The organism is Prevotella falsenii DSM 22864 = JCM 15124, assembly GCF_000613945.1.
GTDB classification, from domain to species: Bacteria; Bacteroidota; Bacteroidia; order Bacteroidales; family Bacteroidaceae; genus Prevotella; species Prevotella falsenii.
Map to the genome: position 1 here is coordinate 19,120 of NZ_BAJY01000003.1, position 21,866 is coordinate 40,985.

At 44.8% G+C, this 21,866-nt stretch carries 18 protein-coding genes and 2 pseudogenes; 8 read left to right on the plus strand and 12 right to left on the minus strand.

From position 1 onward, the window contains the following. Window positions 1-25 precede the first annotated feature (25 nt). Together JCM15124_RS01880 and JCM15124_RS01885 are read right to left on the minus strand one after the other, a co-directional pair. Entirely contained in the window at window positions 26-1,282 is a 1,257-nt protein-coding gene (locus JCM15124_RS01880) for a type IX secretion system plug protein (protein ID WP_024998058.1), read from the minus strand. An 18-nt stretch (window positions 1,283-1,300) separates the two neighbouring features. Continuing rightward, entirely contained in the window at window positions 1,301-1,729 is a 429-nt protein-coding gene (locus tag JCM15124_RS01885) for a hypothetical protein (RefSeq protein ID WP_024998059.1), read from the minus strand. Window positions 1,730-1,953: 224 nt separating this feature from the next. Between JCM15124_RS01885 and galE the strand changes: the two genes are divergently transcribed. After that, window positions 1,954-2,991, plus strand: a complete 1,038-nt coding sequence (gene galE, locus JCM15124_RS01890) for a UDP-glucose 4-epimerase GalE (protein WP_024998060.1) — start codon at window positions 1,954-1,956, stop codon at window positions 2,989-2,991. A 300-nt stretch (window positions 2,992-3,291) separates the two neighbouring features. Here the strand turns inward: galE and JCM15124_RS01895 are convergent, their stop codons facing one another. After that, window positions 3,292-4,104 carry a class I SAM-dependent methyltransferase gene (locus JCM15124_RS01895; RefSeq protein ID WP_024998061.1) on the minus strand — a complete coding sequence of 271 codons (813 nt, stop codon included), beginning with the start codon at window positions 4,102-4,104 and terminating at the stop codon, window positions 3,292-3,294. 162 nt (window positions 4,105-4,266) lie between these two features. On the opposite strand from JCM15124_RS01895, the gene JCM15124_RS01900 reads away from it, so the two are divergent. The 7 genes from JCM15124_RS01900 to JCM15124_RS01930 all read left to right on the plus strand — a co-directional run bounded on the left by JCM15124_RS01900 (window position 4,267) and on the right by JCM15124_RS01930 (window position 12,013). Continuing rightward, a complete protein-coding gene (locus JCM15124_RS01900) occupies window positions 4,267-4,776 on the plus strand; it encodes a hypothetical protein (protein WP_024998062.1) in 510 nt (169 codons plus the stop codon). 127 nt (window positions 4,777-4,903) lie between these two features. Beyond that, window positions 4,904-5,944: a dual-specificity RNA methyltransferase RlmN gene (rlmN, locus tag JCM15124_RS01905; RefSeq protein ID WP_024998063.1), complete on the plus strand. Its 1,041-nt coding sequence runs from the start codon at window positions 4,904-4,906 to the stop codon at window positions 5,942-5,944. Beyond that, a complete protein-coding gene (locus tag JCM15124_RS01910; protein WP_024998064.1) occupies window positions 5,931-6,851 on the plus strand; it encodes a DUF4837 family protein in 921 nt (306 codons plus the stop codon). The genes rlmN and JCM15124_RS01910 overlap by 14 nt, the downstream gene beginning before the upstream one ends. A 31-nt stretch (window positions 6,852-6,882) precedes the next feature. Then, window positions 6,883-7,974, plus strand: a complete 1,092-nt coding sequence (locus tag JCM15124_RS01915; RefSeq protein ID WP_024998065.1) for a PdxA family dehydrogenase — start codon at window positions 6,883-6,885, stop codon at window positions 7,972-7,974. A gap of 101 nt (window positions 7,975-8,075) precedes the next feature. Further along, a complete protein-coding gene (locus JCM15124_RS01920; protein ID WP_024998066.1) occupies window positions 8,076-9,068 on the plus strand; it encodes a lysylphosphatidylglycerol synthase transmembrane domain-containing protein in 993 nt (330 codons plus the stop codon). A gap of 64 nt (window positions 9,069-9,132) precedes the next feature. Continuing rightward, on the plus strand, window positions 9,133-10,815 hold the full coding sequence (locus JCM15124_RS01925; RefSeq protein WP_024998067.1) for a right-handed parallel beta-helix repeat-containing protein: 1,683 nt from the start codon (window positions 9,133-9,135) through the stop codon (window positions 10,813-10,815). A gap of 571 nt (window positions 10,816-11,386) precedes the next feature. Next, window positions 11,387-12,013, plus strand: a complete 627-nt coding sequence (locus tag JCM15124_RS01930) for a DUF4890 domain-containing protein (RefSeq protein ID WP_232220051.1) — start codon at window positions 11,387-11,389, stop codon at window positions 12,011-12,013. Between the two features lie 140 nt (window positions 12,014-12,153). Here the strand turns inward: JCM15124_RS01930 and JCM15124_RS01940 are convergent, their stop codons facing one another. The 9 genes and pseudogenes from JCM15124_RS01940 to JCM15124_RS12885 form a co-directional block, all read right to left on the minus strand. Further along, complete coding sequence (locus tag JCM15124_RS01940) at window positions 12,154-12,546, minus strand: PqqD family protein (RefSeq protein WP_024998069.1); 393 nt, start codon at window positions 12,544-12,546, stop codon at window positions 12,154-12,156. A gap of 29 nt (window positions 12,547-12,575) precedes the next feature. Next, on the minus strand, window positions 12,576-13,061 hold the full coding sequence (locus JCM15124_RS01945; RefSeq protein ID WP_024998070.1) for a peptidase S41: 486 nt from the start codon (window positions 13,059-13,061) through the stop codon (window positions 12,576-12,578). After that, window positions 13,061-13,951 carry a hypothetical protein gene (locus JCM15124_RS01950; RefSeq protein WP_024998071.1) on the minus strand — a complete coding sequence of 297 codons (891 nt, stop codon included), beginning with the start codon at window positions 13,949-13,951 and terminating at the stop codon, window positions 13,061-13,063. The genes JCM15124_RS01945 and JCM15124_RS01950 overlap by 1 nt, the downstream gene beginning before the upstream one ends. Window positions 13,952-13,966: 15 nt before the next feature. Next, window positions 13,967-14,434, minus strand: coding sequence for a hypothetical protein (locus tag JCM15124_RS01955; RefSeq protein WP_024998072.1), 468 nt, complete (start codon window positions 14,432-14,434; stop codon window positions 13,967-13,969). Window positions 14,435-14,490: 56 nt separating this feature from the next. Continuing rightward, the gene (locus JCM15124_RS01960; protein WP_024998073.1) at window positions 14,491-15,354 is read right to left on the minus strand and encodes a sigma-70 family RNA polymerase sigma factor; all 864 of its coding nucleotides are present in this window, start codon (window positions 15,352-15,354) and stop codon (window positions 14,491-14,493) included. Window positions 15,355-15,524: 170 nt separating this feature from the next. Continuing rightward, window positions 15,525-16,023: pseudogene (locus JCM15124_RS12880) on the minus strand (gliding motility lipoprotein GldH). Beyond that, window positions 16,016-17,290 (minus strand): PSP1 domain-containing protein, encoded by a 1,275-nt coding sequence (locus JCM15124_RS01970; RefSeq protein WP_024998074.1) that lies wholly within the window; start codon window positions 17,288-17,290, stop codon window positions 16,016-16,018. Before JCM15124_RS01970 ends, JCM15124_RS12880 begins: the two are co-directional and overlap by 8 nt. Window positions 17,291-17,375: 85 nt before the next feature. Further along, a complete protein-coding gene (locus JCM15124_RS01975; protein WP_024998075.1) occupies window positions 17,376-18,497 on the minus strand; it encodes a DNA polymerase III subunit in 1,122 nt (373 codons plus the stop codon). A gap of 537 nt (window positions 18,498-19,034) precedes the next feature. Continuing rightward, a pseudogene (locus JCM15124_RS12885) lies at window positions 19,035-21,844 on the minus strand (M16 family metallopeptidase). Window positions 21,845-21,866: the final 22 nt, after the last annotated feature.

A 21,866-nucleotide genomic window follows, 5' to 3' on the forward strand; every position in this document is an offset into this window, starting at 1 on the left:
AAAGTGCCGATAGCGATGTTACTGCCTATTTTGCTTTAAACTTAAACGACGTGTAGCCCACCAATTTATCGGTTCTTCCGCCTTGCTCACGGTAGTAAACCAATGCCTGATAAGTGTTTTCGGTTTGATAGAAGCTGCCTTCCGTAGGCATAATTTCGGTTCTGCCGTTTTCGTTCAGTACAATGTATTGATAGCTGTAATAGCCCAATTTCAGTGGGATTACAGCCTGATAGCTTTTCGATTCATCATCGTATGCCAATTTATATTGCGGTAGAAACCTGTCGTAAGTCCAATCGCCATTTACGTAAACATCGCCTTTGACAGGCTGCGAGCAGTTTAGCCGGAAGTGAACCAGCATATAGTCGCTTTCCGTATTTATGTGATAGTTGTCCGAATTGCGTATCAAGAACGCTCCGTTCGCATCTTCGTCGTACAGATAGTTTTGCCTTGGCAATGCAATAAAGGGGTAAGCGTGGAAGTTTGCACCGTCCCAGCGTATGCGTTCGATACCCGTTGAGGCTACATCGGTAGATAAAATCTCGAACTTTCTGTATTCGTTGCCTGCCCAAAATATATAGTTGGCATTGTGGCTCCAACGCAAACCGTCGCTCATAACGTATTGCGGCTTTGCGTTCCACCGCGCATTGTCCCACCGTTTGTTTTGCAGTAACACCGTTTTTATTTGTGTTTGTGGGTTCGTTACGTTGTAACTGTTGTACTTCAGCTCCATTTCCACCTGCTGGTGTGCCGTGTTTATGGTGGCATCGGTATTGGTTACGACGTTCAAACCTATGCCCATCGACTGCGTAAAAGGTTCTTTCACCATGAAACAAACCTTTATGGCATCGTTGCCTTCGTCATCGTAAATCGTAAGCAAGTAATTTCCTGAAATCTTCGGACGGCATACTTCGTTCGGAATGCTGAGATGATAGTGCGTGTAAATGGTATTTGTAAGCAGCGATTGCTCTACGTTGTCTATCGTGTTTCCGCTTGCAAAGCCTTCCACATAGTCGCTGTCGAAAAGCGAAGTCGTTGGTTTCCAATCGGCTTCGCAATGTTCCAGTTTGTAGGAATAGCGATGATATTCGTGTGTAAGGTCGTCGAAATCGATGTCTAACACGCCGTTTCCCAATTCCATGATGGGCATGGCGAGCCAGTCTTTGTTCGCTACAACCTGCAACGAACGTATGTTTTCGTTCAGAATTTCGTGGCGTTGCGCTACGGCAGCTGTCGAAAACAGCAACGACAACAGAAGCAAGACAGTGTTTCTGCCCTTTCTCATACGTATATATCCTTTCTTTTAAGGTAACAGTTTCTTCAAAAACTCATCGAGGTCTTCCTCTAAACCCGGCAGCAACTCGTCGCCTGCGATAATCGTATCGTCGTCGGCAACATAGAGTTCGGCTATGTCTTCTCCCTCTTCGTCTTCCAAAACCAAGCTGTAAGGCTTCATGATGCCAAAGCCGTCTATGATGTCTTTCAGGTTCAATGCTTCTGCGCGGAGCAGCGCAGTAACGTTTTCGTTGAAGTTGTTGTCGTTGTTTTCTATCCATTCTTCAACAACACAGCGTGTTATTTCTTCTCCTTCGTCGTTGAAAGCCATAAGGTCGCCACTGAATTGCGACACCCTTAAATGAATGTCGGTTATGGTTGTAGGTGCTTCCGTTGTAGGAAATTTCTGCGCAATCTTCTTCAGAAAACGCTCAATCTGTTGCTTGGTCTGTTCCATAATAAAAACATTTAAGAACTTTTGAATGCTGTTTAAACTATGGCAAAGTTAGTAAAACTTTTTATTTATAGGGGTACAATCGCACCTTTTTTAATAAATTATGCCACTTTTGTGGTCTTAACTGCCGATTTCTAAGTACCTTTGCAAGTATAAAAACAGAAGACTCTCTCGTTCTTGCTGTAAGAAACGAGAACAAGTTACTTGCAAAATATTTATAAAAAGGTATGAAACAAACAATTTTAGTTACAGGTGGTACAGGCTTTATAGGTTCGCATACAACCGTAGAACTGCAAGAAGCAGGCTACGATGTAGTAATAGTAGACAATCTTTCGAACTCTAAAATAGAAGTGCTCGACGGCATTGAGCAGATTACAGGCATACGTCCTGCCTTCGAAGAGGTGAACCTTGAAGACAAGGAAGCTACCGAACGTGTATTCCAAAAATATCCCAATATAGAGGGCATCATTCATTTTGCTGCATCGAAAGCAGTGGGCGAAAGTGTTGAAAAGCCATTGATGTACTATCGTAACAATGTTGTTTCGCTCATCAACTTGTTGGAAATGATGCCTAAATACAACGTCAAGGGCATTATCTTCTCAAGTTCCTGCACGGTCTACGGGCAGCCAAACCAAGAAAATCTGCCCGTTACCGAAGACGCTCCGCACCAGAAAGCCACATCGCCATACGGCAATACGAAGGAGATAAACGAGCAAATCATTTACGATTACATACACAGCGGGGCTGCCATAAAGAGTATTGTGCTTCGCTATTTCAACCCGATTGGTGCACACCCGACAGCCTATATCGGCGAATTGCCTAACGGTGTGCCAAACAATCTTATCCCTTACGTTACGCAAACGGCGATGGGAATACGCGAGCAACTTACCATTTTCGGCAACGATTACGACACCGAAGACGGCACATGCATACGCGACTACATCTACGTGGTAGACCTTGCAAAAGCCCATGTAGCTGCCATGACACGTGTATTGGACAAGGAAACCGACAAGATAGAATATTTCAACATTGGCACAGGTAGCGGAAATTCCACCCTTGAGATAGTAACCACCTTTGAAAAGGCTACGGGTGTAAAGGTGAATTGGAAGTTCGGACCTCGTCGAGAAGGCGATATTGAAAAGATTTGGGGCGATTGCACCAAAGCCAACACGGTGTTGGGCTGGAAAGCCGATACGCCGCTGGAGGACGTGCTCGCCTCGGCATGGAAGTGGCAACAGAAACTTCGCGAAGACGGCGTAATGTAAATGCCGCTCTAAACCCTTTCTGAAGACTTGCTGCCGATGCAGCAACATAATACAAGAGCGTATGTTTTGTTGTCCAAAACATACGCTCTTTCATTGTAATACCTGCGCTTTGGGTGTGCAAAAATTCTTGTCGCTCAAATTATTTACATGTAAATAATAATTTCTCTACGTGTAAATAAATATTTCTCTACACGTAAGTAAATGTTTCTTTACGTGTAAATAATTTGCCTGATAGCGGAGATGAATGCCCTAACGAATATATTAAACACATTCTTTGCAGTCGTGTCGGATTGACAGATATTATTTTATGTCTATCCGTACAATGCGCTGATTGAAACGTTTGTAGAAGTAAGGCAACTTGTAAAGCAAGCGCAAGATGAGCGGGAAGCGTCCTTGCTCGTAGTCGCTCATATAGTATTCGTGGGCAATGTGCAGTTTGTTGTGCCACGTTTCCATTGTTTTTGTGTTCAGCTCCGACCATAAAAACTGTGCATTGCCGTTTATTTTGCTCACCGTGTCGTGCTGCTTGCTGTGTTTAAGTGCAAAAAAGGCAAGCATATCGAATAAGACGGTTGCCTCGCCAAGCTGTTCGCAAATTGTTTGGAAGAAGCTTTTAACCTGTTCCGGCTTAAAATACATCAGCACACCTTCTATTATTATCAATACCGGTCTGTGGTAAGCCTTCACCTTCTCTATCCATTCAGTGTCGAACATCGACATTTTCAAGTATCTGTTCTTCTCGGTTTCAGGCATAAAATGCTCTCTTATGTTGATGGCTTCTTCAAGGTCGAGGTCGAACCACTGCGTAACTTGCGGGCAACCCATACGCTGGTAGCGTGCGTCGAGACCTGCACCAAGCTGTATCACCACTGCGTCGGGGTGTTTGTCGAGGAAGTTTTTCGCTTCTTCGTCTATAAGATTGGCACGAATGCAGCAACCTATTTGCGAGAGTTTGCCATGTTTGAATTTCGTGAAATCGTAGTCGATATTGCCGATTATCTTCTTTGCCATCTCGTCGTGGAGAAGAGCGTCGTGTTTATCTGTTTCGGTTGCCTTTGCCCAAAGCGTTATCAGCATCGTTTCAGGTATGCTCGAAAGTTGTTTTGTTTCCATTGTTTTGTATCTTTTTGGTTTATTATAAGCATGGCAAAAGTAGACAGAATGCAGCATTTGGACAATACCTAAAAGTATGTATTTTTATTGTTCGGACTTCGCAATAAAGCGTTAATGCTTTCGTTTATATGCTATATAAGAACGACAAAAACAATCTTAACAATGAAAAAAATACTGTTTGTATTTACAGCCTGTTGTGCTATGGCAATGTTACTGACATCGTGCCACAAGGACGCAGAGCTGACCCCTGAGCAAGAAAAGACCATTGCCGTGCGCAAACTCTACTATGAAAGAGTGTTAGGACAATGGTATTACGAAGAGCAAGACGAACTTAGCTATCGTTATGTATCCTATAATTTCAAAGAAAAAGGTAAGTTGGAAACCCACGAAAAAACGGCTTCTCGCAAGCGTATAAAAGATGGTGAGAAGGTAAATTATAGCGATTGGGAAGTAAAAACGGACACCATAACCAAAGGAAGCTGGAGTTTGGGTTGGAAAGAAGAATATGGAGAGATGTATCTTAGCACATCAAAAGAAGATGGCTATGGGCATAGTGTAGTGGAATATCACGGTTTGGGATATGTAAGCAAGAACGAATTGGTGTTGAAATATTTCGGTACAGGCACTTATACGATGCTTTTCAAGCGTGTTGCTCCTATACCTTCAATTTAGGAAAACATTGCTTTCGCTAAGGAATAACCACGTTTTCTTGTCGGTAATTCGTCTATTATTCGACAGAAAAACGTGGTTATTCCTTATTTTTCGTTATCTTTGCACCATTATATATAGAGAACAAGATATGGAAGTCGCAAAGAAACCACTTATGGGAATGACCCTTTTGGAACTGAAAACAGTTGCAAAAGAACTCGGTATGCCTGCCTTTACGGGCGGACAGATGGCAAAGTGGCTTTATACGCAGCATATAACGTCGATTGACGAAATGACAAACCTGTCGAAAGCCAATCGCGAAAAGCTGAAAGCGGCTTACACCATAGGTTGCAAAAAACACATCGACGCACAGTATTCGAAGGACGGAACCATCAAGTATCTGTTTCCAACGGACGACGGAAAGTTTGTAGAGTCGGTGTATATTCCCGACGACGACCGTGCCACACTCTGCGTTTCGTCGCAAGTGGGCTGCAAAATGAACTGTCTTTTCTGCCAAACGGGCAAGCAAGGCTTCGAGGGTAACCTCTCTGCCACCGACATATTGAACCAGATATACTCGCTGCCCGAGCGCGAAAAGCTAACCAACATCGTGTTCATGGGGCAAGGCGAACCGATGGACAACTACGACAATGTGTTGCGAACAACCCGGATAATGACTGCCGACTATGCCTATGCGTGGTCGCCAAAGCGCATAACGGTGAGTTCCATAGGCGTGAAAAACAAGCTGAAACGGTTTCTTGAAGAAAGCGATTGCCACGTTGCAATAAGCATGCACTCGCCCATTCCTGCCGAGCGGGCGGAGATTATGCCTGCCGAGCGTGGCATGTCGATTGCCGACATCGTAGAGTTGCTGCGTAATTACGACTTCTCGCACCAACGCCGCCTGTCGTTCGAGTACATTGTTTTCAAAGGTGTGAACGACTCGGAACACCACGCAAAGGAAATAATAAAGTTGCTGAAAGGCTTGGATTGCAGAATTAATCTGATTCGTTTCCACACCATTCCCAACGTGCCGCTGCACGGTGTAGACGACAAGAAGATGGAGGAGTTTCGCAATTACCTCACTCAACACGGCGTGTTTACAACCATACGTGCCAGTCGCGGACAAGATATTTTTGCGGCTTGCGGCTTGCTTTCCACGGCAAAGAAGATAGCTGATGAACGTGCATAGGCAACTTTCGCTCGTTGCACTCGTGGCAATGATGTTGCTGACGGGCTGCAAGAACACCCTGTTTCGTCCGGCAAGCTACGGCAAAGCCTACGAGGTGGTGGTGGTGAACGATGAAGACAGTCTGCTGTACAATGTGTTTTCAGCACCAATAGTGGGACTACCGCAGGCAGAACCGTCGTTCGACGTGGTAGAAATTGCGGCTGAAAACTTGCAGGGCGATAGCAAAATGGTGCGCAACATAGTTGTGCTGACCATCAATCAGCGCGAAAAAGGCGTGAGTATAAGCAGTAAACAGAATGTGTATGCACAACCGCAGGTTATCGTAACCGTTGCTGCTCCATCGTTGCCGAAGCTGAAAGCGTTTTTGAAAACGCAGGGACACACGTTGCGTAACTATCTGACGAAAGTAGAATTGCACCGCACGCAGGCGGACATGGCGAAGCAACCGAATGCAAAGGCAGAAGAAACGATACGCAAAATGTTCGGCATCACGATGCAAGTACCTGCCGATTTAACGGCAAGCAGAGTGAGGAAGGACTTCCTTTGGCTGTCGAACAATGCACCGTCAGGTATGGTTAATATCTGTCTGTACACCATTCGCAAGGGCGATTTCCGCCAACAGCGCGACAGTGTGATGCGAAGAAACATTCCCGGAGAGCAAAAAGGAATGTATATGCGAACCGCTTCCATCGCTTCGATAACACGTGGACGGGGCAATTCCGTAACGGTACGGGGACTTTGGGATATGAAGAACGACGCCATGGGCGGTGCCTTCGTAGCTTATTGGCAGCCGAAAGGTAATCGCATAGTTGTGTCGGAAGCCTTTGTCTATGCGCCCGAAACCAAGAAACGCAACCTTATGCGCCGATTGGAAGCAGTCCTTTACACAAGAAACAAGCAAGAATAGAAACAGAAAAATATAATAGACAGAATAAGATATGAACAACAATAGAAAAGTCCGAGTAGCCATTACGCACGGCGATACAAACGGAATAGGATACGAACTGATATTCAAAGCCTTCGAAGAACCAACGATGTTGGAACTTTGCACGCCCGTTATATACGGTTCTCCGAAGGTTGCTGCTTATCATAGAAATGCGTTGGAGATGGAAGCAACCTTTACTATCATCAACGATATAAGCGAAGTTCAAGACAATAGAATAAACTTTATACCTGTTTTCGACGAAGAAATAAAGGTTGAATTCGGTGTGCCTACCGAAGAATCGGGCAATGCCGGCTTGCTTGCAATCGACCGTGCATTGGACGATTACCGTGCGGGAGGCTTCGATGTCATGGTTACAGCTCCCATAGAAAACAGCGAGCAGTTCCACTTCAGTGGGCAAAGCCGATACATTGAAGACCATTTACCGGCTGAAGAGCCAACGCTCTCGATGCTTGTAAGTGAGAAGTTGCGCATTGCTTTGGCTACTCGCAACTTGCCGTTGAAGCAAGTTGCAGAGTCTATATCGATAGAAGGACTTACCGAAAACGGGCGTTTGCTGCACCATAGCATACACCGCGACTTCCGCATTTCTAATCCGCGCATCGCTGTTTTGGCACTTAATCCGAAGGCAGGCGACAATGGTTTGCTCGGTTCGGAGGAGCAAGAGGTGATAGAACCTGCCATCGCTGCACTCGAAAAAGAAGGCATTCAGGCTTTCGGTCCGTATGCTGCAGATAAGTTTTTCGGCGGTAGCGATTGGGAACAGTTCGACGGTGTGCTTGCCATGTACTACGAACAGGGACTTACTCCTTTCCGTTCGCTCACGGTAGAAGGGGGCGTAAGCTACCTTGCAGGGCTTCCGTTGGTGCGTACTGCACCCGAGATTACAGCCAATTTGAGTATTGCAGGCAAGGGTGTTGCCGATGCTATGCCTATGCGCCATGCTATTTTCCTTGCCATAGACATATTCCGTCATCGCAAGGAATACGACGAACCAATGGGCAATCCGTTGTCAAAACTCTACAAAGAACGTCGTGATGATAGCGAGAAGGTGCGTTTTGCCGTATCGAAACGAAAGGAAGAATAATTGAAATGATAGACAGTTGAATGAGTAACTCGGAGTATTAATGGTTTCTTTGTACGAGCGGAGTTGCCTCGTTCCCTATTTCCAATAAAAGAAAAAAGCCTATGAAAAAGAAATATCAAAACGGTTTTTTCCTCTTCGGTATTGTGGTCTTGGTGATAATGGTTACACAATTGGACTTTGCCGAAGTATGGCACGGATTGCAGCACGCAGGCTATTGGTTCTTTGCAGTAGTGGTATTGTGGGCTTTTCTTTATATTTTCAATACTTCTTCTTGGTATATTATCATCAAAAGTCAAACCAAAGGCGACGACAAACGCATGGTTCCGTTTTGGTATCTCTATAAACTCAGTGTGTCGGGGTTTGCCTTGAACTATGCCACTCCGGGGGGATTGATGGGTGGTGAGCCTTATCGGATTATGGAATTGTCGCCCCGTATCGGCGTAGAACGTGCGACCTCTTCGGTGCTCTTGTTTGTTATGACGCACATTTTCAGTCATTTTTGGTTCTGGTTGCTCTCCATTCCGCTCTTCATTCTTACGCAACAAGTTAGTTTTTTTATGGCGATTATGCTTTCTGTGTGCTGTGTTTTCTGCCTTACGGCTATCTGGTTCTTCTTCTCGGGCTATAAGAAAGGACTTGCTGTTCGCGTTATGAAGTTCCTGCGGTATATTCCTTTCGTCAAGAAATGGGCGTGTAGGTACGTGGAAGAGAACCGGGAACGATTGGAAAACATCGACCATCAGATAGCAGCGTTGCACAATCAAGACCCAAAAACATTCTTCTCGGTGGTGTTTATCGAATTTTTGTGTCGTGTTTGCAGTGCCCTTGAAGTGTTTTTCATATTGCTTGTGTTGTTTCCAAGTGTGAATTATCTGAACTGTATTCTCATTATTTCCTTTACAACGCTGTTTGCCAATATGTTGTTTTTTATGCCGTTGCAACTTGGCGGACGCGAAGGCGGCTTCTTAATGTCGGTTTCCGGTTTAGGACTTACTGCCAATGCAGGCATCTTTGTAGCCCTTATCGTGCGCCTTCGAGAACTTATCTGGACAGCCATAGGGCTGCTGCTTATTAAAGTTTCTAAAGGTAAATAAGAGCATTTGCACTGAAATGAAATAATATTTGTTCCGATTTACATTAACCAAAACATATTGAGATATGAAGCATTCTTATTTTTTTGCGGTTGGAATCGGCTTGTTTCTTGCCGCTACACAGTTACAAGCGAAAGTATATCACGTTACTACGAAGGGTACGGGCGACGGCTCTTCGTGGGAAAAAGCCATGGGAAGTTTAGACGATGCTTTGGCAAAAGCAACTTCGGGCGACGAAATTTGGATTGCAGCTGGCACCTATAAGCCTACGCAACTTATTAAATCGTCGAAGAAAAACTCACGCCACTTTCCGTTAAAAGATGGTGTTTCGCTCTATGGCGGCTTTGCCGGTACAGAGAAAAGCAAGGACAAACGTACCAAAGTAGATGACGATAGTCCTTACAAATATGCCAATGAGACAATACTGAGTGCCGACGATGATGTACCCGACAAATGGGTAAGAGATTCCGACCCCGCTAATCCGTTTGTGTATGGGTGGAAAGTTGAAGACAACATTATACCGGGAACAGAAAACAATGCCAACCACATATTATATAAAAAGGAAGAGCTGACCGCCCCAATTACGATTGACGGACTTACCCTGAAAGGCGCAAACGCCATGGTGTATAACGTGCAATGTTCGGGTGGTGCAATCTATGCAGTGGGCGATGTTACCATTACCACCTGCCAATTCATAGAAAACTCTTGCTATTTCACGGCTGAAGGCAACAGAAATGCCAATGGTGCAGCCGTCTATTTAGTAGGTAAAGGCAATGCAAAGATTGCCGACTGCTACTTTGAACGCACCTATGGGCACTCTCCCAATACTCAAGCACAAGGTGGTGCAGTATATGCCGAGAACACTGAAATAAGCGATTGTATTTTCGTAGATTGTGTTGCATTAGACGCGGGAGGTGCTGTTTATAATGCGAAAGGGACAGTTACCGATTGCAAATTCAAAGGTTGCTACGCTCGCGAAGGCGGTGCGGTCTACTCAACAGGTATGTTGAGCGACAACGAAGTGATTAGCAGCCGTGCACTTCTTGGCGGTGGAATATACAATTCAGGCACTGCCATCAACAATATTGTTGCCAATTGCTTTGCCGATTACACTTTGTTGGGCGATGAAAAAGGCGGTGCCGGCGGTGGTGTGTATAACAAAGGCATGTTCGTTGGGGGCATTGTCTACAACTGTACATCGTTTCACGGTGGCGGTATCTTTGCCGATGGCGGCAAGATTATAAACTGTACGGTGCAAAACAATAAGTCGAGAAAGGCTACTACCGGTGCCAATATCGACTATTCTTCTTACTCTGAGGAGGAAAAAGATGTAGTAAACACCATTAATGGCACTGCTGTGGACAGAGCAAACTTCGTAAATCCGACAACTTTTGAGGGCAGTACAACCGACGATAAGGCATTGCAAGACATTCTTTTAGCTAACTGGGGACTGACAATAGGCAGCGAGTTTATAGATAAAGGTGTAACCATAGAAGTTGAAGACTACACAGAAGACATTTATGGCAACGACCGTGTAATGGGCAAGAGCATCGATATAGGTGCTTGTGAGTTCGACCCTGCAACCGCCATAGCCCCTGTTCTGCCCAACAATGGAACACTCCAATATAGCTATTACACCATCGGTGGGCAATATATTGGCACTGTTTGCCCAACCCTTTCAGGCATTTACATTGTGAAAGCAACTGATGGAAACAAGACCGTAAGCACAAAGAAAGTGCTCGTAAAGTAAACTTATCGCACAGTTTTAAAGTTCTTACACATTATTAATATATATAAGTTGTGTATCAATAAAAGTATGAACTACGCCCTAAAAGTTAGACACAAAACTTTTGGGGTGTAGTTCAGATGACTTATAAAGCCTCTTGTTTACTTGTTCAATTCGTATTTTTACGCTAAATATTTTATACAGTTTTTAAGATGAAAAGGCGTAGATTGATAGACTGTATTTGTGTGCAAGTACAAGCAGACTTGCATCAAATTCACGTTCAAGAGGGTTTTTAATAGCTCTCGTTCAGTAATCATGCACATCTAACACAACGGAACAGCCAGCTGAAGAATAGTTTTTAATGGCTGTCGTTCACTAATCAAACGCACCTTAACGCCTTGTTATGCCTTGCTTTGATCTCTGTTCTGCCTTAAATTGTGAATAAAAAATAAATGTTGAACTTATTACAAACAATATTGAAATAGAAAGTGTATCTTTGCAATCGGATAAAATATCGGTGCAAAAAAGTGCTGATAGGAAACAGGAAAGAATTTAGATTGTATTAATAAATTAAAATAATAAACATTCAACAAATATGAAAAAGTTAATTTTAGGCTTATTTGCAATGGGTATGTTCGCCATTGCACCTGCAACTTCGGTAGCATCTAACAGCAACATGGTAGCAGCAAACTGTCCTGAAGGAGTTAAGAAGGCAGACCCAAAGGCATTTACCGATAAACTTGTAAAGGACTTGAAGCTCGATAAGAAACAAGCTAAGGCACTCTTGAAACTTAATACGGAGTATGCGGAAGTTCTTGTATGCCCACATGCTAAAGGTAAGGCAAAGTCTGATTGCAAAGAGGGTATGAGCCATAAAATGGGTGATAGCCGGAAGGCTGCCGGCTGTTGTAAGGAATCTAACGGTAATTGCAAGAAGGGCACTGATAGTTGTAAAAAGCTGCCGGCGATTGCAAGAAGGGCGAAGGCAACCATTGCGACAAGCAAGGTAAATCTGAATGCAAAGGCGAAGGTGGTCAATGCGATAAGCAGAAGAAGTCAGAATGCAAAGGCGAAGGTAACCATTGCGATAAGCAGAAGAAGTCCGAATGCAAGGGCGAAGGCAACCATTGCGATAAGCAAAATAAGTCTGAATGCAAGGGAGAAGGTGGCCAATGCGATAAGCAGAAGAAGTCTGAGTGCATGCAACGTGCAAATGATATGAAAGCAAAGCGCACCGCTTATCTTGCTGAGTTGAAGAAGATTTTAAACGATAAGCAATATCAGCAGTATCTTAAAATGTAAGTTTTCACCCTCCTGATAAAATAAAAAACTCCTAACTACCATCAGTTAGGAGTTTTTTATTTATCCAAATAGTTTTTTAAAGAACCCTTTCTTTTCTTTTTTTTCTGCTTCTTCGGCAGGCGTAGAGGGCGTAGCAGAAAGTTTCTCGGTAGCTTCTTGTGTTGGAAGAACGGGTATATCGTCTCCTTCCAGAATGCCCGATGCTCCCCATTGAGCCGTCAGTTTCGTAACGTCTTCGGTAGCAGTGGCTTCGTCCACCTCGTATTCGTCAGTGAGAATGCGCACCAAGTCGGCTATGGTAAAGCTTTCCAATTGCTGCGCTTCTTTCCAAAGAAAAGCCGAACTCTCGTTCATCGAGATGATATTACTGAAATCTATGTTCTCTTCGCCTTCGGCTACTATAATGTTTTCGCCACATACTTGGCGCAGATTGAAACCTATTTTTGTTTTCATTTATTGTCGTTTTTATTGAATTATTCTATTTAAATGACTCCGAAAAGTGGAATCCATATCTTGCGATAAATACCCAACAGATAGCGTCGTATGGGGCGCAAGCGTGTCCATACATAGCTGTAACAACGCCATTTCCGGCCATCGGTGCGGTCTAAAGTGGTTCGTCCTTTTCTGTAAAAGCCGATTACAGCCCCCACAATGTCTTTCTTTTGGCAATGTTCCGTTAATAGATTGCCGTCGCCCAACAACGTAACGGATTCGCCATTGATGGCTACAATGCGATGCAACACAAAGTGTTTTGGGGTTATTTCTGCTAAAACCGGGTCGCCAATGGCTATTGTAGAGGGTTTTACCAATAGAGCTTTGTCGCGGCAATTCTCTAAAAACGGCCTCATGGAGTAGCCTCGCAACGTGAGCGTAACGGTATGCCCTTCGTTCAGTATCTTCACTATTTCGGGTAGGAAGACAGCATTCTCAAACTGAATTTTAGTTGGTTTTATGCTATTTGTTGGCATTATGGTGTCTTGCTTATTGCGTTGTAACACACTTCAGCCGCCTCTTTGTCGGGCAAGCAGTGCAGCGTGTAGATGCCGGTTGTTTCCACTATCTTTGTTATTGTATCGCAAATGGCATTGTAAATATCAGTATCCCACTTCATACTTGAGCACGATGGAAGCAACGAAGCAAATGCCTGAATAGGCGAAAGTTTGTCTATGGAGTTGGCTGTAGCGCGGTCGATGCGCGTAATGGCACCGAGTCGGGCTTTTACATTCCTATAACACGGTGTCTTTCCGCTCCACGGACTGCCGAAAATCCAAAACTCGTTGTCGATGCATCGAATAATGGGATTGTCGTCGTTCATAAGGTCCGACCCTGCTATATGCCTTAGCCACATACTTACTTGTGTGGATTTGCCCGTGCCACTCTTTGCAATGAACGCATAGCCGAAATTGTTGTTGCGCACCAACGATGCGTGTATCAGCAGCGTTTGCTTATGTGCACCGGCGAAAGCAAATATCAACATAAGGGCATTATTCAGTCCGAAGCTGCGCATATTGTAGTTTCCATTGAGTGCGCAACGGCAGTCGGAGAAGTCCTTGTTGGTTATCAGAAGGCAGCAATCAATGCCTTTTATATCTTTTATAATGTATTGATAGCCTCCGTCTTCTAATTTATCGACTATTGTATCGCCGTTTCCTGTGTCGAAATTGCGTATGTGTTTTCGTCTTTCCTTGGGTACCGGACGTAGCCGGTCGTCTACGGTGAGTTGGAAAAACAGGTTTTCCTTGAATGTTTCCGTGCTGAATGGAGCAAACGACGGCAGAAGTTTTATGCTGTTTTTCTCGCTGTCGGCAAAGGCAATGCGAACATTTAGCTCTGCTATTTTAAAGTTGTGTGCTTGCATTGTTAGTGGTTTCCTTTACTCTTCTTTGCGATTTGCAGCATTCTCTTGAATCATTTGCTGTTGCAATTCGTCCGGCAACACCGTTTTAAAGCTGAACTTCGATGTAGGAATGGCATTGACAATATACTTTACTTTTGCTTTCTTGGTGTACTTCTCTTGCATTTTCAAGTACTTCTTCATAGCGTCCTTTTCGGTCAGGGCATACACAACAAGGGTGGTAGGATAGCTGTCCGGCTGTATGCTTTCCATGTAATAACGCAGCTGATATGAATATTCGTCGCGGTTTACCAAGAAGTGTGTGTGGTTGTTTTCAACGTAAGCGTCTACTGCCTGTATATCGGTGAAGTTCACAGTAGAGTCGTTGAACGATGCCGAAAAGCCGAACATGTAAACCTTTACGGCTTTGTAAGCGTCTTTTGCAGTTGTGGTGGTCGTCAGACCGAATAGCATTACTGCTATTAAAACAAATTTGTAGTATCTCATATTTTTATTCTTATTTCCTAAATATTCTTTTTAAGAGTCGTTTTTTGTCTTTATTCTTATTCTCCCAAGTATCCTTTTAACGAATCGTTTTTTACGTTGTGGCGCAGGCGTTTTATGGCTTTTTCCTTGAGTTGTCTGACGCGTTCGCGTGTCAGTCCTGTCTGTTCGCCTATTTCTTCGAGCGACATTTCTCGCTGATTGATGCCAAAATATCCTCTTAAGATGATTTGTTCGCGTTCTGAAAGTGTTACCAATGCTCGCTCAATCTCTTTCTTCAGTCCCTCTTCCAGCAGCTGTTCGTCGGCAGAAGGGGAGTTCTTGTTGGGCAAAACGTCGAGTAAACTGCCGTCATCACTACTTGAAATAGGTGCGTCCATCGATACTTTCTTTGTAATCATAGACATTACTTCCGCTATTTTGTCTTTCGGTAAGTCTACTTCTTCCATTATCTCGTCGATGCCGGGCAGGCGTTGGTGTTCTTGTTCGAACTGATGGATAACCTTGCGCACCTTGTTTATCGAGCCCATTTGGTTCATTGGCACACGCACGAGCCTGCTTTGTTCCGAAATGGCTTGCATTATGCTTTGTCTAATCCACCATACAGCATACGAAATAAACTTAAATCCCCGTGTTTCGTCGTATTTCTTAGCTGCTTTTATCAGTCCCAAATTGCCTTCGTTGATAAGGTCCGGGAGCGATAAACCTTGATTTTGATATTGTTTTGCCACAGAGACGACAAATCGCAGATTGGCTTTGGTAAGCCTTTCGAGGGCTTTTGCATCGCCTTGCTTTATCTTTTGCGCTAACTCAATCTCTTCATCTAAGCTTACGAGGTCTTCGCGGCTTATGTCTTGAAGGTATTTTTCGAGTGCTGTGCTTTCTCGATTTGTAATCGACTGGGTGATTTTCAGTTGTCTCATCTGTATCGTGGATTGATATTAAGTTGGACAAATGTACACAAAAACAGTGAGTTGAGCAAGGAAATACAGAATAATGTTTGTTTTTTTACGCCTTTTTAGAAGAGTTTTGCCGGCTGTTCCGCTATTTGCGAAGAAAGTATCGGGCGTTCAGATGTCCTGTTCCTTTTTGTTTATCTACGTTTTACAATTCGTATTCCCACATCGCTAATACCCTGAAGCAGTTCCTTGCTCATGATGTGGCGCACGGAAATGCGAAGCGAATCGTTGCGTTGTAACGGAAATATGGCAATGCGTTGTTGTATCTCGCTTGTTGTTATTCCGCGCTTTCCTGCCAATCTTCCGTCATCGTTTATAATGTTGCAAGTTACGGGTGTCTTGGTAGTTGCGGCTTGTTTGCTTCTTTCCCTTGCGGTGTATTACGCTACGTTCCACGATGAACGTGATTTTCTTGTACGGATAACTTTGCGATGCCCTTACGCCTAAGTCCATGCTGTACATTCCTTCCCATTGTCGCGGAATGTAGAAGACAGCCGTATCGTTGCGCTCCCACCCATCGATTGGCAAGGCTTTATAGCTGTCGTAGGTGCGGGCATCTTTGCATGCAATCGCTGTTATGGCAACGATTGCAAGTGCTATGATGTGCGAAAAGGAATGTCCTTTCCTATTCATTATCGTTGTTGTTTGGTGTTCTCGGCTGCCGGTTGCCTTGCTGCGTCGGTCGCCTGTTGGGCTTTCCGTTTCGGCGTTGGTGCGGTTGTCCGTTCTGTTCCTGCGGGTTTGCCCTTTGCTGACCGTGCTCTTGGCTTCGTGGCTGACCGTTCTTTTTGTTGTTTCGTCGATTGTTCTTTCTGCCTGTCTTGTCTTTGTCGAATCGGCTGAGGTCGGCTTCTGCCAACAAGTCGATAGGCTTTTTCGCCGGTTTGGCTTGTCCGTTGTTCAGCAGCGAAAGCGGTTTTTCGCCCTGACGGTTCATTTCTATGATTTCTTTTGCGCGTTCAGCAGAAATCGTTTCAAGATTTACGGCTAAGTTCTTATCGGTAGAATACGTGCAGAGACCGTTCAAAATGTCTGTTTTAAACAAGAAGTACTCGGCGTCCATCGTATGCAAATGAATTTCTTTTCCGGGCAGTTTCCGGCTTGCTTCCATATATTCGTCTACCTCGTAGTTTAGGCAGCACTTCAGTTTGGCGCACATACCTGCCAGTTTCGTTGGGTTCAACGAAATGTCCTGACAGCGTGCTGCATTTGTCGAAACACTCGAAAAGTTTTTCATCCACGTAGCACAGCAAAGCTCTCTGCCGCACGGACCTGTTCCGCCAATGCGTCCCGCCTCTTGCCGGGCACCTATCTGCTTCATCTCGATGCGCACGTGGAAGGCTGCAGCAAGGTCTTTTATGAGCTGTCGGAAGTCTACACGCTCATCGGCAATATAGTAGAATATGGCTTTGTTGCCGTCGCCCTGATATTCCACATCGCCAATCTTCATTTGCAGGTTCAACGCTTTTGCTATCTGCCTGCTCTCTATCATCGTGTTGTGTTCCCTTGCTTTGGCTTCCCTGTACTTCTCCATGTCCACCTCTCTTGCAATTCTGTACACGCGCTTAATATCATCAGGCGACTTCATACAGTTGGCTTTTTTTAGTTGTAGCTTCACCAATCTGCCCGTAAGTGTAACTACGCCAATGTCGTGCCCGGGGTTTGCCTCCACTGCAACAATGTCTCCCTTGTGCAAATCAAGGTTGTTCACGTTGTGATAATATCCCTTGCGTGTGTTTTTGAATTGCACTTCCACGAGGTCGGTTGTATCTGTATTGCCCGGAACATCTTCCAACCAGTCGTAAGTATTCAGCTGTTTGTCGGAGCGTCCGCACGCTTGATGGCACAGACCGCGGTCGCAGCCTGTCCACATCTTGAATTTCATATCTTTATAATCCATTGTTTAACTTTGAGACCTTGCTTTTCGGAACGCTTTTTTCTATTGTTTCCGCAAGGGTATATATATAGTTTGAAATGTGCAAATATTACTTTCTTAGAAGCAGAACTATCATCTTCAACGCCATATCGTAGAATACAATTTTGCCATTGGCATTTTGCCCGATGTCTCTGTGGCATTTTCCAAACAGTTCGTTTATTTCTATAATGTTCTTTTCGTTTATGAAGCGTGCGAAGTTCTTGGCAAACTCCTCCTCTTCCAACGACATATACACAAGTTCGGGATTGCGGAAGTTGAACATAAAGTTTTCTCTTACCTGCTGTTGGAAGTAAACCAGCATACGCCTTTCTTTCTCTCTGCCAAATGCTGCCGCTGCTTCGCTCCAGCGTTTCAATGCCTTTATATCCCGCATATAGCACGAACGCATAAGTTGCTGAAACAGTGCGAGAAATTCTTTCGACTCATTGTCGCTGCTCAGTTCTTCTATCGCATTCAGCCAGCTGCCCCTTGCCCTTCTTGCTATGCGGTGAGCTATGTCGGCGTCCAAACCGCGTTGTGCAATCAATGCTTTCTCTATATCGGTGTCGTCTATGCGCTTTACATCAATGCGCTGTGTGCGGCTGACAATCGTTTCCAGCAGTTTTTCCGGCTCTTCGCTCACCATTAGGAACACCGTTCCTTCGGTTGGCTCTTCCAAGAGTTTCAAAATCTTGTTTGCCGACGTCTGGTTCATTCGTTCGGGCAGCCATATTATGGAAACTTTATAGCCTCCCTGACTCGATTGCAGGGCAAGTTTTCTTGAAATGTTATCGCTTTCCGCACCTGTAATAATGGCTTGTTGGGTTGTTGCCCCCATTTCGTTCATCCATTCGCGAATGTTGAAATAGGCTCCTTCCATTATCATTTTATGCCATTCTTTCGCAAAATCGCTGCTTGTAGGCTGGTATTCCGAACTCGTGTTCGGTAGCTTTATGGTAGGGTAGGTGAAGTGTAAGTCGGGGTGTTCCCATTTCTTCAGCATAGCCTTTGTGTTTTCGGGCGATGCCGATGAAGTTTCGAGCAGGTAGCTTGCAAATGCCATTGCCAGAGCCATCTTGCCCGAACCGTAAGGACCGCAAAAGAGCAAGGCATGCGGAACGTGCTTGTCCGCTGCCATTTTCAGCAGTCGTTGCTTTGTCTCTTCTTGTCCTATAACCTCCGAAAAGTCCATTTCTTCCTCTTGTTGCTTAAATCTTTGAAAGTCTTCTGATATTTCTCGTTCTTCCTACGAAAGCCTTTAGACCGCAAAGTTAATAAATAAAAACGAATAATATGCCGAAAAACAGAACTATTCGGCGAATGTTTCTGTTCCGGCATAGTTGCTGTACGAAAAAGCGAGTATGCCAAAACAGACTTTCGGCATACTCGCTTTTTGTTTTCAATATGTTGGTTCAATATACGCTTTCCTGCTATTTTCTTCTTGCCGATGCTAAGAATTTGTATTGTTTTTGCCGTGTAGGAACGCGATGAATTGCGCACTTACAGCTTGCCTAAACTAAGAGTTTCTCCTGTTTTTGCATCACCTCGGCAAATTACTTACACGTAAATAATTCTTTTTCTACGTGTAAGTAAATATTTATTTACACGTAAATAAATATTTCTTTACGTGTAAATAAATTGAAAGAGTAACGTTTTTGCAGCGTAAATCGCTGTAAACGAAAATAATAGGGCTGCTTTTCAAGAAATTGAAAAATAGCCCCATTCGGTCTTATTCCGGCATCATTGTTATTTCGATGCGGCGGTTCGATTTCAGCATATCTTTTGCAATCTGCCGTATATCTTGTGCAGTAAGTCCGTTCAGAAGGTCTTCGTACCCTGTGTGGAAGTCTACGCCGTGTCGCAGATAGTTGTAAATAACATAGTCCCAATAATTGTTTGTGATGGCATTCTGTTGGTATGCTTTCAGCAAATACGTCTTTACTTTCGCCATACTCTCTGCCAACGGCCCGTTGTTGGCAATGTTCTCTATCTGTCTGTAAACGATGGGCATCAGCATTTCGTACTTTGCAGGGTCGGTGCGGAAGCCTATCTTTATTAAAGTAGTAGCTTTGAGCTCCTGTCGAGCCGGCTTTGTACGCTTACGCCATACGTTCCGCCTTTCTCTTCGCGTATGGAATCGGTGTAGGCAATTGTCAGTACACGTTTGAAAACATCGAGTGCGAGGTCTGCTTTTGCCGTATAAGGTTCGTCGAAAGTATAGAAAACGCTCACTAAGGTAGAAGGTGTGTTCATCTTCTTCCTGAAAGTATGCGTTTCGTTTACGTTGCGCACTGCGGGGTAAGTGTCCTTCACAGTGTCGCGTTTCCCCTTTGCCGGCAGCGTTGCAACATACCGGCAGAGCAGCGGTCGCAGCTTTTCCATGTCGATATTGCCTACCAAAACCATTTTAAAACCTGACGCATCGCTGAAGCGTTCGTTGTATATTTGCCAAATGCGGTTGTACGACACACGGTCTATATTGCTTGTTGTAATGTTTTGCAGGCGTGGGTGGTTGCCGTAAAGGATAGCCGAAACCGAATCGTTGTAAGCCACTTGCGGGTTGGCTTCGCGGTTTTTAAGAAACGAACGCATGGTGGCAATGCTGCCTTTGAACTTTTCTGCATCTTTGCGCGGTGCGGTAAAGTAAAGGTAAGTCAGCTCCAACAGTGTCTGCAAGTCCTTTACCGATGAACTGCCGTTGATGGCTTGCGTTTCGTAGCCGATACTCGGACTCACGCGAACCGATTTTCCGCTGAGTATTCGGCTGAGTTGAATGTTGTCGAACTTGCCCACTCCTGCATCGGTTATGGCACTTGTAAGCATGTGGAAGTTCAGTGCATCGGCATCAGGATAGAGCGATGTGCCGCCTTCGCCGAAGAAACGCATACTGATTTGGTCTTTTGCATACTCCGTAGGTTTCACATAGACCTCCACGCCGTTGCTTAATACAAGTTTTTTCACGCCGAATTTGCCCCAATTCTGCTCGCTCTTTATCTTGCCTTTCTTCGGCAGTTTGTCTATGAGTTCTTTTCCCGCAGACGCCTCTTTGTAAGGTTCGTACTTCTTGGCTTGCGCGTCGAGCACATATTTCTCGAAGGTTTGCGCATCGGCAATGGGGAAGTCGGGTTTGTCGGGAGCATATACCGTAAGCACTTGGTTCTTGTTTGAAACAAGTTCGGCAACTTCCTTGTTCACGTCGGTCAGTGCAACTTCTTTATCGAACTGCTGCATCAGCTTGTAATCGTATTCGGCTGTGGTAATCGGTTCGCTTGCCAAGAAGTTTTGCAGTGCTGCTCTTACAAAGTAGCGGTTGCGACGGTCGTTGCGCTCGGTGTATCTGCGTTCGGCAGCTTTCAGTAGTCCTGCTTTTGCACGCTGCAATTCGCTTACCGTGAAACCGTGTTGTCGGGCACGTTCTATTTCGGCAATGGCAGCTTGGAACGAACCCTTCACGTTCTCTTGCAAGCAACCGAACGAAAGCGAAAAGGCATCTTTTGTCTTTGAAATAAGGAATTGTCCTGCACCCACCGATGCACTGTGGAAAGGTGGCGTAGCTTGCCTCTTGATGTCGGCAAGGCGACTGTTTATCATAAAGGTAACAAGTTCTGTTACATAACTCTTACGAGCAGTTGCCACAAGGTTCTTTTCGCTGTCGGGAGTGGCATCTTGTTTCATGTAGAGATTTACGAGCATGATGGGCTGCTCTGTATCTTTGTCGATGGCAACTATCATTTTATCGTTGTCGGCAACGGGATAATAAACTCTTTCGGCAGGGGTTGTAGGCTTGGGAACATCAGCAAATGTACGGCGAATTTTCCGTTCCATCTTGTCCACATCGATGTCGCCCACCACAATAATGGCTTGCAAGTCGGGGCGATACCATTTCTGATAGTAGTCGCGCAAGTCTTTATAAGGGAAGTTGTCTACAATATCCATCGAGCCGATAGGCAGGCAATCTTCGTATTTTGTGCCTTTATAAACCACAGGAAGCACACGTTCCATCATGCGTTGTACAGCCATTCCGGCACGGCGCGTGCGCCATTCCTCGTGGATAACCCCGCGTTCTTTGTCTATTTCATCGTCGTTGAGCAACAGGAAGTGGCTCCAATCGTGCAGAATAAGCAAAGTAGAATCTACAATTCCTTCGCGTTTTACAGGCACGGCAGATACGTTGTAGACCGTTTGTTCTACGCTGGTGTAGGCATTCAGGTTTGTTCCGAACTTTACACCGATGCTTTCGCACCACGGCACAACGCCCAATGAGCTGCCTTTTCCTTGAAAGTTCTTTGTACCGTTGAACGCCATGTGCTCCAAGAAATGTGCCAAACCACGTTGGCGAGGCTCTTCAAGAATAGACCCAACACGCTGTGCAATGTAGAAATCAGCTAAGCCCGGCTCTTTTGAATTGTGTCGAATGTAATAGGTAAGTCCGTTTTCCAACTTACCTGTTCTGTACGATTTGTCCGTCTCTAACGTCTGTGCCGATAGCGAAAGCGGCAGGAAGAGTGCAACAAGTAGATGCGAAAAAAGTCTGTTCATAATGTTTTTATAATAAAAAAAA

Excerpts from the sequence above, each read along its gene's own strand:
- JCM15124_RS01880 (WP_024998058.1), bottom strand. The coding sequence starts at position 1,282 with ATGAGAAAGGGCAGAAACACTGTCTTGCTTCTGTTGTCGTTGCTGTTT.
- JCM15124_RS01885 (WP_024998059.1), bottom strand. The coding sequence starts at position 1,729 with ATGGAACAGACCAAGCAACAGATTGAGCGTTTTCTGAAGAAGATTGCG.
- galE (WP_024998060.1), top strand. The coding sequence starts at position 1,954 with ATGAAACAAACAATTTTAGTTACAGGTGGTACAGGCTTTATAGGTTCG.
- JCM15124_RS01895 (WP_024998061.1), bottom strand. The coding sequence starts at position 4,104 with ATGGAAACAAAACAACTTTCGAGCATACCTGAAACGATGCTGATAACG.
- JCM15124_RS01900 (WP_024998062.1), top strand. The coding sequence starts at position 4,267 with ATGAAAAAAATACTGTTTGTATTTACAGCCTGTTGTGCTATGGCAATG.
- rlmN (WP_024998063.1), top strand. The coding sequence starts at position 4,904 with ATGGAAGTCGCAAAGAAACCACTTATGGGAATGACCCTTTTGGAACTG.
- JCM15124_RS01910 (WP_024998064.1), top strand. The coding sequence starts at position 5,931 with ATGAACGTGCATAGGCAACTTTCGCTCGTTGCACTCGTGGCAATGATG.
- JCM15124_RS01915 (WP_024998065.1), top strand. The coding sequence starts at position 6,883 with ATGAACAACAATAGAAAAGTCCGAGTAGCCATTACGCACGGCGATACA.
- JCM15124_RS01920 (WP_024998066.1), top strand. The coding sequence starts at position 8,076 with ATGAAAAAGAAATATCAAAACGGTTTTTTCCTCTTCGGTATTGTGGTC.
- JCM15124_RS01925 (WP_024998067.1), top strand. The coding sequence starts at position 9,133 with ATGAAGCATTCTTATTTTTTTGCGGTTGGAATCGGCTTGTTTCTTGCC.
- JCM15124_RS01930 (WP_232220051.1), top strand. The coding sequence starts at position 11,387 with ATGAAAAAGTTAATTTTAGGCTTATTTGCAATGGGTATGTTCGCCATT.
- JCM15124_RS01940 (WP_024998069.1), bottom strand. The coding sequence starts at position 12,546 with ATGAAAACAAAAATAGGTTTCAATCTGCGCCAAGTATGTGGCGAAAAC.
- JCM15124_RS01945 (WP_024998070.1), bottom strand. The coding sequence starts at position 13,061 with ATGCCAACAAATAGCATAAAACCAACTAAAATTCAGTTTGAGAATGCT.
- JCM15124_RS01950 (WP_024998071.1), bottom strand. The coding sequence starts at position 13,951 with ATGCAAGCACACAACTTTAAAATAGCAGAGCTAAATGTTCGCATTGCC.
- JCM15124_RS01955 (WP_024998072.1), bottom strand. The coding sequence starts at position 14,434 with ATGAGATACTACAAATTTGTTTTAATAGCAGTAATGCTATTCGGTCTG.
- JCM15124_RS01960 (WP_024998073.1), bottom strand. The coding sequence starts at position 15,354 with ATGAGACAACTGAAAATCACCCAGTCGATTACAAATCGAGAAAGCACA.
- JCM15124_RS01970 (WP_024998074.1), bottom strand. The coding sequence starts at position 17,290 with ATGGATTATAAAGATATGAAATTCAAGATGTGGACAGGCTGCGACCGC.
- JCM15124_RS01975 (WP_024998075.1), bottom strand. The coding sequence starts at position 18,497 with ATGGACTTTTCGGAGGTTATAGGACAAGAAGAGACAAAGCAACGACTG.